Raw genomic sequence first — 13454 nt, 5'->3', positions numbered from 1 at the left:
AAGCTACTATAACTACAGAAGGCCGCACTGGAGCCTCAGGCTCGAGGAGTGCGAGACGCCGTTCCAGGCATTCATAAGGAAGATGTGGCCTGTAAAGAGAAGGGCGTTCATCAGGGAGAACATCAAGATGGTTGCCAGATATGCCCCTGCCTATCTATTGGAAGAGGGATTCACGGTAGAGAGGGGGTCCGGTACATGGACTCAAATCAACGAGAGGAACTTAATTCAGGACTCCACAGAGCGATTAAAAATTAAAAGAGAGAGCCCAGATTAAATCTGCCCTGGGCTAAGGGTGCCGACCACTCTTGCTCTATCCTACGGCAGCGGGTAGGTGCTTTCTCCGGCGCCACATGAGGAGGCAGATTCCGATCGCACCGATAAGGGCCAGGGCCTCGAAGCCCGGAGCTCCCCCGCCGCCCGTTGTGCCCGCGTCCTTGACCACGATGGTAACGGTCTGGGTCACGCTGCTCTTCCCGTCGCTGACCTCGAGGGTCACGGTCTGAGTCCCCTTCGGCAGCCTGTTGGTCGAGAAGCTCGGACCCCTTCCTAATTCCGCCCCCGTCTGGTCCCTCCAGACAAAGGTCAGGTTGTCTCCGTCCTCGTCCGAGCCCTCGGCGCTGAAGCTGATGTAGGCCCCCTTCTTAAAACTGGACATGTTGGTCGGCGTCTTTATGTAGGCCGTGGGGGGCCTGTTGACCTCTATCACAGTGATGTTCCACTCGAAGCTAATCGTGGTGTGACCATCCGTCACGTCCACTCGGAGCGCGTAGGTCCTGCCGCCCATGTTGTAGTCCGTGGCGAAGATGTATGTGAACCCCCTGGCGGTCTTGTCCTTCGCACCATCGAGATACCACGAGTAGCTCAGCTCCGGAGTATCAATATCGCTCGCGGCCACGCTGAAGGTCTTCTTCTGGTTCTCGCTCATTTCAATATTCGGGTCCTCAGGAGTCACCTTGGTGAAATATGGGGGGTCGTCCTCGGGCTCGACCCTTACGGTGATGTTCAGTGTCGCCCGGAGTCCTGCCCTGTCCTTGGCGGTCATTATTAGTCTCTCCTCATAAGGGCTCCCGGGAACATACTCCTCGCTCCCGGCGTCGAATATGATGCGCCCATCCCGCGCTATGCTGACCGTGACCTTCTTTTGGCCAGTGATGCAGTAGGTGAGAGCGTCGTCGGAGTAGTCCTCCATGATGTCCGGGTCGGTGAAAAGGTCGGCCACGTTTGTCTGGTCGTCGCGACCGCCCTCGTGGAGAATGACCGTGTAGGGGTCGGGGATGGTCGGTTTGACCACGGGCGGATGGTTGATATGCGTGATATTCACATAAAATCTGGTCGACGCGGGAACTGTACCTTCGTGGCCGTCGGTGCATGTGAGCTCGAGCAGGAAGCTACCATAGAAGAACTCAGCCGGACCGAACTTGTACCAGTTGCTCGCTTTCTCATAGACCATTGGTAGGCTCATATTGGCTGGGTGGGTCTCGGAGCTCAGGACGGTGCAGGTGTAGGTGAAGTTGGAGGGCGGGTCGTCCTCGTCGAGGAATAGGGTGGCAAGGTTGGATGTGTAGCCAACGGCGTGCTCCTGAATTACGATGTCGGGCTGGGGGGTCGAGAGGTAGGGCTGGTCATTCACAGGGAAGACCGTCACGTTGGTCGTGCCGTAGCATATGAGGTTCCCCGGGCCGCTGTCCTTCACCTGGAACTTCACCGTCTCCCTGCCGTACCAGTTCTTCTCCGGCGTGAAGGTTACTTTCCCGGTCACGCGGTCCACCACTGGCCTCGTCTTGTAACCTGAGCCAAACAGGGAGTAGGTCAGGTTGTCCCCGTCCGGGTCCATGAAGTAGTTTGACAGTATGAGGTCGCTGTTGCTCGTGTCCTCGAGCATCTGAATCTCGGGAAGGGTCCCGTTGAGCCTCGGGGCGTCGTTGGGCAGGGTGAAGGTCAGCTTGTACCAGCCCTGCGCCCCGATGAAGTCCGTAGTCATATTACCGGAATAGGAGAGCGCCCTGACCTCAAAGTACACCGGACCATCGTAGTTCACAGTAATGTCGGTCAGGGAGGCGTAGTCGTACCAGTTGTAGCCCTGCTGCCTCGGGATGCGGGTTTCGTTGATGTATCTCAGGTCCTTGTCCCTCGCGGTAAGGTAGAAGTTGCTGTCGTCACGGAAGTTGCCGGCAGAGAAGACGATGTAGACTTCCTTAATCGTCTTTCCTGCCCTTGCGTTCACCCTGAACCAGTCGAGCCAGTCTGTGCCCTGGTCCAGAAAGTGCTCATGGGGGGAGTTATCATTTATTACGTTAGCGTTCTCTGGGATGTTGTCGTTGTCTGGCGCGGAGCCAACGACCACCGCGGAGAGCTTATATGTACCGCTTCCTGCAACCATCCTAACCTTTGCGTAGAAAACCTCGGAGCCCGTCCCGCTGATGAAGACCTCCTGATTGGCCCCCGCGACGTCCCTCCAGGAGCCATTCAAGCGGTACCAGCCTCCGTTCACGGGCCATATCTGGAAGACCTCGAGGGCGCACTTACCATTAACAGGACTTTGCACGCTCACGCGCATCTGCTGGTTGTGCTGCGGGAAAATGCCTAGCTTGTAGAAATCGATGCCCCTTTCGCTGGAAGCGTCGAGGGTTCCGTTGATCAATCCCCCAGTGTAGTCTATCGGGTCGTCGACGAACACGCTAAGGTTGTACCGGCCGGGGTCCGTTCTGGTCCAGCCCTGCCCAGTCTGGTTCACGATGACCCTGATGTAGACCACCGCCGAGCCCCCGGGGTACCAGTACTGAATCGCACCCAACCTCTCCCAACGGTTATAAGTCTCCGAGCGGTCAAATGAGTATTGACTCTGATTGTTGTAGAAGCGGAGGTGGAAGTTGTACCTGCCTGGGTCAGAGGTGTCATAGTCCACCATATAGAGGCTCGCCTGAACTGCCTTTCCGTAGGGAACGTCAATTCTGTAATAATCGCTCGTGTCCCACTGGGATGTGATGAGGAGGCTGCCCTGGACCGTCTCGCCACTCGTTATCGGGACTGCCTGGTTCTGCTCCCCATTGGGCTCGGTGTCCGCGGCCCTCTCGGCCCCGCCACCCTCGGGGGTGAGCGCGCTCGCCGAGCCAAGCAGCATCAGAACACACACTCCGACTGCCAGCGCTTCCGTCCACATCCCACTGGGTTTCATACCGCACCCCTCCAATCAAATTGGGTCCGCGCAAGGTAGCAAATGTGAGGCTTATTATAAATAATTATTAGTGCAAATTTTAATAATAGGAAAAAAATAAATAGGGGCATAAATAGGGGCGCGGGGGGGCCTGAACTGCCTACGGTACGCTTCTTGCATGGGTCCCGACCTTACTAAAATGCCCAGACTGTCGACAATTAATGGCCCCGCAAGGAGGGAGCAAAAAGGGGGCTGGGAGTGTTTCCTAAGCGGGGCGCTGCTACCTCCGCCTTTTGAGCAGGAACGCTACGGTACACACGCCGAGCACCAGAAGAATTCCATGTGCATCGAACCCGGGGCTCTGTTGTGGAGGAGCTTCTGCATAGATTATTATCGTCACAGTTTGTGTTATGCTTCCCTTTCCGTCGGTTATCTCAAGTATTATCGTCTGTGTTCCCTTCGGGATGCGGTTGGTCGAGAAGGTGGGCCCCCTGCCTAGCTCCACACCAGCGGCGTCTTTCCATATATACGTCAAGGCGTCCCCGTCCTCGTCGAAACCCTCGGCAGTGAAGGTGATGAAGACCCCTTTCTTGAATTTGGTCATGTTGCTCGGAGATTTAATGAAACCAGTGGGTAGGCGATTGACATCAATGACGGTTACGTTCCACTCCTTGCTCACTGTCGTTGTTCCGTCGAATACCTCGACCTTGATGCTGTGGACCATCCCACCCATCGTGAAGTCCGGCTCGAAGGTCATCGTGAGCCCTTTGGCGGACTTGTCTTTCTTTCCGTCGATATACCATGTATAGGTTAGTTGCTCTGTGTCGACATCTAGCGCGGTGACGCTGAACCTCTGGGACTGCCCCTCCAAGAGCTCGATCTCGTCCTCCACCGGCTGGGAGGTCACGATCTTCGGCGGGTCGTTGACAGGGTCGACGAAAACCGTGAAGTTCAGAGTTACTTTAAGGCCGGCCTTGTCTTTCGCCGTGATCATTATCTTCTCTTCGTAAAAGCTCCCCGGCAGATACTCTTCCTTGCCAGTGTCGAAGAGGATAAAACCGTCGTCATCTATCTCCACTATAAGCCTCTGTGCACCGGAGATTGTGTAGGAGAGGGTGTCGTGGGCGTAGTCTTCGGGGAGGTCGGGGTCTGTGAATAGGTCCTCAACATTGAAGTGGCTGTCGCTCTCTCCCTCCTTTATCGTAAGCTCGATCGGATCTTGCACCCCCTCCCTCAGGACGGGTCTGTGGTTTCTGTGGTTGATGTTGACATTGAATGTTGTGGATGCGGGGGTCGTGCCCGGATGCCCGTCGGTGCAGGTAATCTGAATAACGAAGGTACCGAAGAAGCCCACCGCCGGCCCGAGCTTAAACCTGTGGTTGCTGAGGTCGTAGGTTATGGGCAGCATGGAGCCTGGGGGTCTTGTGTCGGACGATATTATCCTGTAACTGAAGCTCAGGGAACTTTGAAGGTCGTCTATGTCCGTGAATATGGTGGAGAGGTCCTCAGTGTAGGCCACGGCCTCCTCCTCAACTACAATGTCCGACATTGAGCTGACCAGGTAGGGGGCATCGTTCACGGGGTCCACAAAGACCTTCACGCTCCCTTCCTCGTATTTCGCCCCGGGGCCGTCGTCTGTCGCCCTGAACTTCACGACCTCGCTCCCCGTCCAGTTGGGCTCTGGGTTGAACGTGACAAGACCTGTGGTCACGTCCACGCTCGGCCGGGTGTGGTAGCCGGAGCCCGCCACCGAATAGTTCAGGTTGTTCCCGTCAGGGTCTGAGAAGTAGTTGGAGAGTAGGAGGCTCTCGTCCTTGGTGTCCTCTTGAATATGCAGGTCCGGTATCGGACCGTTAAACACCGGCTTATCGTTAGGCAGGACGAACGTCAGTTTGTAGGTGCCTTTCGAGGGGATGAAGGATGCACCCTCGCCCTGGCCGTAGAAGTGCAATACCGCCTGTAGGCATATGTAAATTGGCCCGTCGTAGCCAACCACGAGGTCCTTCACGCTAATGAAATTGGTAATCGGGTTCGGGTTCTGCTGGCTGAAGTCGGGCCATCCTCCATTTTGTGTATTGTATTTCTGGCTTTTTATATTCATATCCTTGTCGTAAACCAGCATGCAGAACAGGTTGTTGTTCGCAGCGGTGGTCAATGTGAAGTATATTTCGGGTAGCATCCTGCCCGCTCTCATGTTCACCTTCCACCAGTCTGTCGCGTCAAGTCCCTGGTCTAGAAAATCTTCACGGGGATAGTTGTCGTTTACAAAGGTCGCTTTGGCGGGGACGTTATTATCGTCGATGGCACTGGCAGTCGTGTCTATGGTCAGGGAGTAGGTCCCGGCGCCGTCCCAACAGCGCACCCAGAAATAGTACTCTCCACCATCCATTCCACCGATTTTTACCTCCTCAACGTTCCCAAGGCTGGCGTTTGTCCACGAGGCATTCTGGAGCCATAGGGTCCCGATCTGGCTGTGTGTGTGCCTGGGCCAAATATTATAGACGAAGAGGTCGAAGTCGGCATTCACGGGCACCGTCAGACGGGCGTGCATCAGCTTGTTGTCGGCGAGGCCCGATGAGAGGGTGTAGAATCTGCCGGCTGAGCCACTGTTCCTAACATCGAGGTATCCCGTGGCCGCCCCTCCAGTATAGGGGATGGGCTCCGAGACCGAGGCGCTCACAAGATAATGCCCGGGCCCGGTGGTGATTACCGGCGGGTTGTCGTTGGTGTGGTTGACGCGCACCTCGACCCACACATCAAGACCGTCTGTGGAATATATCTGAAATGAAATCACATTGTCCCACTGATTCTCTGTCCAGGAGTATCCTAGGCGGACGTAGTTACCTCCCGACACGACCCAGAGCTGGAGATTGAAGTTGGTCTCATTCTTCATCTCGGGGTTGTAGGTGACCATTTTGAGGCTGGCGTTCAGGACGGATTTGTAAGGCACAAAGATGTGGTAGAAGTCCTGATAGTCGTTGGTCGGGCTCACCATCAGGCTGCCCTCCACGACCTCGCCACTCGCTATAGTGGGCGCGGTCGCGGGGTCGTTGTTGGCTGGCTCGGAGTCGGTGGCCCTGCCTGACGCCACACCCTCATCCGCCTCAGCGAGGGGCAGCGGAGAGGCTCCGGCAATCATTAATACAATCAGCCACAGGGCCAGTGTCCTGACAACTCTTTTTTCCATTGTCATCACCATTGTCTATCGGTTCGAATGGTTCTATTGTGGTTTCTGTATTAATGTTTTGTGGTATGATAAAAGAGAGAATGACCAACTCTTAGAGAAAGGAAAGCTCCAGCGAGACTGTAGGTAGCGTCTGGCGAGCGGGGCGCCGAAGTGGGTGGAATGCGCGGGTGGACAAGGGACCATACCAAAGTACTTAATTATTTTTTCTAAGAATTGAGACGATAGGATGACGAAGTCGGCACATCCATTGGGCTCTAAATCTCTCTCAACAATTGCGAAACTTATATATGGTAAAAAACGCAGTTACCTTCTTAAGGTTGAGACGATGGGGGTGAAAATTGGAGGCGGGCGAGCGGAGCCAATACGAAGTCAAATAGGTGCCGTCTCCGTTGTTCTGATGGTGCTCATTCTCTCAGCAGCCCTCGCGGGCGTGAGGGGCGCCCCCCATTTCCCACGCCATGCGGCTCCTACTCAATCAAATGAGCCACAAGACTCGCCGGGCCGCCAGGCTGTCTGGGACGATAGGCTCTTTCTCCGCTCCGGCGGGACTGGTAATCCAGAGTACCTCTGCACAACCTCCGGCACCAACTCCGTTATAGGGACCCTGCCCATGGAGTTCTCATTGAGGGCCCCCCTCGAGTCGAACCTCGGAGTGGCGGGCAAGGACATGATTCAGGGTGGGAAGGGCTTCTGGCTCCAGTTCCAGCTAACCAGCCTAGTCCCCCAGAACACCATCACCATCACAATTTCCAGCGACAATACAACAGTAGCCACAGCAGACATACAGGTCTCATTCACCACCGCTCTGAGAAGATGGGACGTTCCCTTCGTGATGGGTGAATCCTGCATCTTCCCGGCCGGGAGCGTGATCCGGCTGAGGATAGCGGCTTCTTCTGCCGCGCCGACCACAATTACTTTCAACAACGACCAGTCCTACCTCCTCCTCTCCATGACCAATCCACCAATAGAGCCGTCAGTTTCCACAGCCTACGCTCCGGGCAAGCCGACCACGGAGTTCCACCCCAACTGGCCAGAAAACGTCAGGAAGATGATGGTCGAGGGGGACATCGCTAGCGCTTTCGGCCCCTCTGACATAAGAAGGGTGAATGTGTCGATTCGGAACCCCTCCGGCGAGGTTGTTAGCAATGGCACCGCCCAACTCAGTGGGAGGCGCTACTACTTTAATTGGAGCTATCCAGCCAACCAGATTCCCGGAAACTACAACGTGACGGCGATTGTCGAGGACCAGCAGGGCCATTTATTTAATGCCTCCACTATCGTGACAATGCTCAGGTACGCTGTCTATATAACCTCTCCCTCCGCGGACGCGGATGGAGTAGTCAAGGGAGCCGCCTCTCCCCCCCGCGGCGGGAGCAACGCCAAGGACGCCGTCTATGCGCTCAATATTATTAACACGGGCTACTCCGCTAGCTCCATGACCGTGCGCGTATCCTCCGAGCCGCCGCCTGGCTGGAGGGCCGGGCTCTCGCCCCAGAATGTGGCTTCTTTGGACCCGGGCGCATCGGCCAACGTCACCCTGACAGTTTCTGCAGGAGAGGAGGTCGAGTTCGGGACGAGGGCGGTGATATATATAGAAGCGATCGCGGACGCAGACACCAAGACCCCGAAGGCGTCCTGGACCATCCAGACCGTTACCAACGCGACAATGTCCCGGAATTTCGAACTCTCAATCGTCGGGTCATCGGAGAATTGGGTCGACGTCGGCCAGACTGCCAGCTACCAGATTTTAGTCCAAAACAAGGGAGTCCTGGATATGAACTTGAGCTTCTCCATCTCGGGAACCCCTGTGGGCTGGTCTCACCGGTTCGACGCTCCTTTGAGGGTCTATCTCGACACTGCGGGCCTGTCTCAAAAGACTTTCACCCTTGAGGTCACGGCCCCGCCCGAGGAAGTGGCTGACATCAGCCGCGTCGCCCAGGTCACCGTCACTGCTCAAGCAATAGAGGACCCCTCGCTCGAAAAGGCTGTGACGACCGTTACCCGCTTGATCACGATCCTGGGCCTCAGCGTCGAGCCCACAGTCGCCCTCAGCGACCCCTCCGTTCTCGGTGGGAGGGTCGACTTCCGGGCCACGGTCAGCAACCTGGACCCAGTCAACTCCCACCAAATCAGAATTACCGCCACCCCGCCCGAGGACTGGCCTGCATCATCCATCAGGTTTGAGCCCCGGGAGACGGTGCTTAACGCAGGTGGCAGCACCACGCTCACAGTGAGCGTGACACCTCCGGCGGGAACGGTTGCGAGCGAGGAGTCTGGCTACCAGATTCTTCTCAGGGCGGAGCCCGCGGACCAGCCCACTAGGACCAATACAACTTCGCTCATTGTCAAAGTGAAGCAGAAGTACGAGATTTCGATAGAGGCTTCCACGAACTCCATCGAGGTGAGCCCTGGCCAGAAGAGAGCCCTGACCCTCACTCTCAAGAACCTGGGCAACGGGAACGACAGCGTCATCCTTTACGTGGCCGCCGGGGTACCACAGGACTGGGAGGTCCACATCAACGACGTCCTGTCTCCCCCCAGCTCGCTGACGCTCCAGCTCAGCCCGGGGGGCCGAGTGGGGGACACCCAGACAGTTAACGTGACCATCAAACCCTCGAGCGGGAGCAAGCACGCGACCAAAGTCAACATCACAATCGCTGCGAGGTCTCCCAAGGCGCCGGAGAGGACCGTGAGCATTACGGCCGACGTTCAGGTCAACCTGTGGACGATGTTACTTGCGGCCCTGAACGACAGCCTCTTCATCATCGCCCTCTGCGGGTTTGTATGTTTTGTGTGGCTTCTGGTAAGGAGGGTTGTGGCGCGGGGCAAGAGCAAGCGGCCTGCGACCTGAGACCCACATAAGTCCGCCGCCCGATTTATATCGATTGAGAACTCCTCATCCTGCCCAAGCCGGCCTCCTTCACGGAATCAAGTTGTCACTATAGTTGCGTCGGAACAGACGATCACTGTGTCCTCAGCCTGCGTCACCATGCCGCCGTCTACCTCACGTAGCGTCGGGTAGAAAGAAATGGCACCTGCCCTGACCAAAGCATCCAGCGCCTCTACCGGGTTTGGGACGTACCGGACACACCATCTCTCGCTGAACGGCAAGTTGCTGAAGTTGAGCTCGATTTCCCTGAGGAGAGTCCTGGCCTCCGACCCACGCGTGAATCTCCTTCTCTGGAATCTATAAATACTGCTGTTCTTCCTCCCATCAACCCTGCCTAGGCCGTTCGTGGCGAAGGGCTCTACCGCCAGCACATCGCCCTCCCTGACTATACCGGCCCCCCGGTCCCTAACGTTCGGCACGCTTATGCCCGCATGCAGCACGTTCCTTTCGAGACTATGACCCGTCAGGTTCTCGATGGCTTTGAACCCCCTAGAGGAAATAGTCTCCTCCACCGTTGCCCCCACGAGGCTCAGGTCCACGCCCGGCCTGAGCATCTCTATCGCGGTCCGGAGGGCCTCCTCCGCGGCCCTCCTCAGGTCTCGCCAGTTGTCGGTGCCCACCTCCACGGTTCTGGCTGTGTCACCTATGTAGCCATCCACATGCACTCCAACATCGAGCTTCACCACGTCGCCCTTTTTAAAGACAAGCGAGACCTCGTCGTGGCGGGGGGTGAAGTGGGCCGCGACGTCGTTGACCGCGATGTTCACGGGAAATGCCGGCTTGGCGCCTTTTGAGATTATGAGGGCCTCGATTGTGTTGACGACCTCAAGCATGGAGGCGCCCTCTTTGATGAGCCCCAGCCCGTAATCTCTCGCCTCTCGCGCTATTCTACCAGCGAGTTTGTACTTTTCTAGCACCTCATCGCTCAGGCGCATCTTCACTCACTTCGGTCCATTTCCACTGCCTCTATGAGCCGCAATAGTTCCTCGGGGCTTACCACGCCCTTTCTCACGACCTCCACCGCCTCTGGTCCCTCGGAGATGTCTATTACGGTAGAGGGACCTCCGAAAGAGGTTCGTCCGCAGTCGACGTAAAGGTCCACGGCCTCCCCCAACTGCCGAATAGCGGAGCGGGCCGTGCGGGGCGGGTGACCCTCATGTAGATTGGCGCTCGTGGTGGTAATCGGCCCCGTCCTTGCGAGCAGGGCCAGCGCGAACATGTGGTTGGGAATTCTGACGCCGATTTTAGAACTGCCAGCGGTCAGCATGGCCGGGACCCTCTTTTTTTTTTGTAGCAGGAAGGTCACGGGCCTCGGCAGAACCATCTCGACCACCCTTGTCATCCAGGGCGTTAGGGCAGCCACCCTCCCCATCATTTCCACATCCGAAACCGCCACAGGCAGGGGTACGTCTGGGGGCCTCTCCTTCGCCTCATACACCTTTCCTATCGCCCTGCTGCTAAGGGCATCCGCACCGAGACCATACAGGGTGTCTGTGGGGTAGACCACTAGTCCGCCGCTCCTTATAATCTCGGCAGCAAGCTCCACCACCTCTATTCTGCGGCACCCCATTAGCTCCCTACAGAGCTTCCCGCTCCTCTCGCACTTAACGATTCTTATTTAATCACCTCCACCCCTGCTCTTCAGCGCGCGCGCCGTCTCCTCTGCGAGCTCCCTCGCCACCCTTCCGGGCTCCGGGCTCTCGTAGATGCTCCTCCCGACGATGACGGCGTCCGCCCCCGCGAGAATTGCGGCCGTAGCGCTACCCCCCTGAGCGCCAACGCCGGGCGCTATTATCTTGAGGCTCCCGGCGATAGACTTGAGTGCCTTGAGCCTGTCGGGCCTTGTCGCCGGGGCTACTATTCCCGCTGCCCCTGTCTCCACGGCTATCCTTACCATCTCCCTAGCCACGGGTGCCATTAGCTCGAGTGCTCCGGGGTGGCTCATCTCCGTCACCGCCCAGACCTCTCCTCCGTGCCTCCTCGCCTCTTCGACCACGGCGAGTAGACTGTCCCGGCCGGGAAAGGCATGGGCAATGACCCCATCCGCACCAGCCGCGAAAACACAGGCTGCGGAGAGCCTGTTGGTGTTGGGGATGTCTGCGAGCTTAAGGTCGCACAGGACATAGGTTCGCTTCGAAAGATTCCTCACAATATCGAGACCGGAGGAAAGAAGGACCGGGAGGCCGACCTTGACCGCGTCCGTGAAGGGCTCAACCTCTTCAGCGACTTTAAGAGCCCTTCTCCTCTCAGCCACTTCTAGTGCGAGCACGAGCCCCCTCTCGATTTTCATCCGGAGGTGCATGGGGTATCAACAGAAAAGGATTTTGGGAGGTGGCGGACGGAGGGGGCCAGACGTCGTCCAGCCTGGCCTGGAAGCGCGCCCTCTCCCCTGGTATCTCTAAGGGATACTCACCGGTCAGGCAGCCGAGGCAGAGATCGCTCTTCGGTATTCCTATGCACTCGACAAGACCATCGATGCTCAGGTAGCCCACGGAGTCAGCCCCGATGATGCGCGCAATATCGGCCTCGGTCCTGTCCGTTGCGACGAACTGATCCCTGGTCTTCATGTCAATGCCGAGATAGCAAGGGGCCCGGATGGGTGGGGAACCTATCCGAACATGGACCTCCGTTGCCCCTGCGCGGCGCAGGAGCTCGACGATTTTCCCTGTTGTGGTCCCGCGCACGATGCTGTCGTCCACTAAGACGACCCTCTTGCCTGCGACCCGGGAGCGAATAGCGTTGAGCTTTAGCTGGACGTTCATCTCCCTCGCCTCCCTCGTCGGCAGGATGAATGTTCGACCGATGTATCTGTTTTTCATCAGCCCCTCGACGTATGGCAGCCCCGAGGCCTCGGAGTAGCCCTGAGCATGGGTCCGGCCTGAGTCTGGGACAGGGACCACAATGTCGGCCTCCACAGGCTTTTCTTCGGCGACCTTTCTCCCGAAGCACCATCGCACGTCGAACACATATTTTCCAGCGAAAAGACTGTCCGGGCGCGCGAAGTAGACCCACTCAAACATGCAATGTGCGGTATGTGAGGAACGGAGAATTGTGTGGGAGCGGAGCCCGGAAGCGGTGAGCTCGACCAGTTCACCTGGATTTACCTCGCGGACGAATTCCGCGCCGAGGACATCCAGTGCTACGGTCTCTGAAGCGGCGATGTACCCCTCGCCGCCGGGTAGCCTTCCGAGGCAGAGGGGCTTGATGCCTAGGGGGTCCCGAATCGCCAGAATTCTGTCCGGGAGGAGGACAACTAGCGAGTAGGAGCCAACGATCATTCTCATCAGGTTCCGCGTGGCACGCACCAGGTCCCCAGCGGGGGCAATTTCGTTGGCGAGCAGCCTGATGAGAACCTCGGAGTCCGTGGAGGTGATGAAGGCCCAGCCCTGCTTCTTCAGCTCCCTGCGAATTCTATCAGCATTCACGATGTCCCCATTGTGGGCGAGCGCGATGTCGCCCATCTGCGACGAAGCAACGACCGGCTGGGCGTTCTCGAGCTTGGATGCGCCCGTGGTCGAGTATCTCACGTGTGCTATACCCATATTTCCGGGGAGCTCTGCGGGGCCATCCGGGAAGACCTCGTGTACCAGTCCCATGCCCTTGGAGCAGCGAATTCTGTCGCTGTGGGTGGCGATGCCCGCAGACTCTTGGCCCCTGTGCTGGAGGGCCCGGAGCGCGAAATAGAGCTGCAGTGCGACTGGGCCGTTCGAGGCGATTCCAACGACTCCGCACGCTTCCCTGGGCAGCATAGTGCAGGCCTAGTGCCTTTTATTCCAGCTGTAGCGCCTGAGCCTTCTAGTCTCTCCAAAGCCACAGGAGGCGCACCGCCTCTTCTGGACGTGGTAGCTCCTCTTCCCACACCTCCGACACCGGATGTGTGTCTTCTTAACCATCTTGCCCATCGAGGGCGTGCCCTTCGTCATTTCAGGTCACCTGCTTGGGTCCCAAGCCCTTGTCCCGGGGCTAGGGAGGTGAGATGTAGATTACGTTGTCCCCCCGAACGATTGCGAGCTCGAGGACCTGCTTGAGCTGCCTGTTCACGAGTTCCTCGGCGTTCTTGAGCACCAGGTTCATGTGCGGGTCGTAGCCGTCAAGAACCCCTCGGTACTCACGGTTGCCCTTGAGCTCGACGAGCACCCTCTTGCCCAGACTCTGGTTCAGGATGCTGAGGGGCTTCTGCATCTCTCTTCCTCTCTTGCCTCCAGAATCCGCAAGGCGGGGCT

Annotated in this window: 9 protein-coding genes and 1 pseudogene; 2 read left to right on the top strand and 8 right to left on the bottom strand. The window is 57.6% G+C overall.

All coding sequences use genetic code 11. The features are described from left to right. Positions 1–100 (top strand): annotated as a pseudogene (locus QW379_07390) (IS481 family transposase). A 210-nt stretch (positions 101–310) separates the two neighbouring features. Here QW379_07390 and QW379_07385 read toward each other — a convergent pair. Beyond that, positions 311–3175 (bottom strand): Ig-like domain-containing protein, encoded by a 2865-nt coding sequence (locus tag QW379_07385; GenBank protein ID MEM2870225.1) that lies wholly within the window; start codon positions 3173–3175, stop codon positions 311–313. Between the two features lie 259 nt (positions 3176–3434). Continuing rightward, positions 3435–6353 carry an Ig-like domain-containing protein gene (locus QW379_07380; protein ID MEM2870224.1) on the bottom strand — a complete coding sequence of 973 codons (2919 nt, stop codon included), beginning with the start codon at positions 6351–6353 and terminating at the stop codon, positions 3435–3437. A 385-nt stretch (positions 6354–6738) separates the two neighbouring features. Here QW379_07380 and QW379_07375 point away from each other — a divergent pair, with 385 nt between their 5' ends. Further along, a complete protein-coding gene (locus QW379_07375) occupies positions 6739–9192 on the top strand; it encodes an NEW3 domain-containing protein (GenBank protein MEM2870223.1) in 2454 nt (817 codons plus the stop codon). 77 nt (positions 9193–9269) lie between these two features. Here the strand turns inward: QW379_07375 and map are convergent, their stop codons facing one another. Genes map through QW379_07345 form a run of 6 tightly spaced genes read right to left on the bottom strand, consistent with a single transcriptional unit; the run spans position 9270 to position 13413 of the window. Then, entirely contained in the window at positions 9270–10166 is an 897-nt protein-coding gene (gene map, locus QW379_07370; GenBank protein ID MEM2870222.1) for a type II methionyl aminopeptidase, read from the bottom strand. A gap of 2 nt (positions 10167–10168) precedes the next feature. Further along, a complete protein-coding gene (locus tag QW379_07365) occupies positions 10169–10801 on the bottom strand; it encodes an L-threonylcarbamoyladenylate synthase (protein ID MEM2870221.1) in 633 nt (210 codons plus the stop codon). A gap of 48 nt (positions 10802–10849) precedes the next feature. Next, the gene (gene pyrF, locus QW379_07360; GenBank protein ID MEM2870220.1) at positions 10850–11521 is read right to left on the bottom strand and encodes an orotidine-5'-phosphate decarboxylase; all 672 of its coding nucleotides are present in this window, start codon (positions 11519–11521) and stop codon (positions 10850–10852) included. After that, positions 11478–12980: an amidophosphoribosyltransferase gene (gene purF, locus QW379_07355; GenBank protein MEM2870219.1), complete on the bottom strand. Its 1503-nt coding sequence runs from the start codon at positions 12978–12980 to the stop codon at positions 11478–11480. The genes pyrF and purF overlap by 44 nt, the downstream gene beginning before the upstream one ends. 9 nt (positions 12981–12989) lie before the next feature. Further along, positions 12990–13154, bottom strand: coding sequence for a 50S ribosomal protein L37e (locus tag QW379_07350; GenBank protein ID MEM2870218.1), 165 nt, complete (start codon positions 13152–13154; stop codon positions 12990–12992). Positions 13155–13194: 40 nt separating this feature from the next. Then, on the bottom strand, positions 13195–13413 hold the full coding sequence (locus QW379_07345; protein MEM2870217.1) for an LSM domain-containing protein: 219 nt from the start codon (positions 13411–13413) through the stop codon (positions 13195–13197). Positions 13414–13454: the final 41 nt, after the last annotated feature.

Source organism: Thermoplasmata archaeon (assembly GCA_038851035.1).
GTDB lineage: Archaea > Thermoplasmatota > DTKX01 > VGTL01 > VGTL01 > JAWCLH01.
Note: the sequence above shows the minus strand (reverse complement) of the source record. Positions and strands in the feature narration are given on the sequence as shown.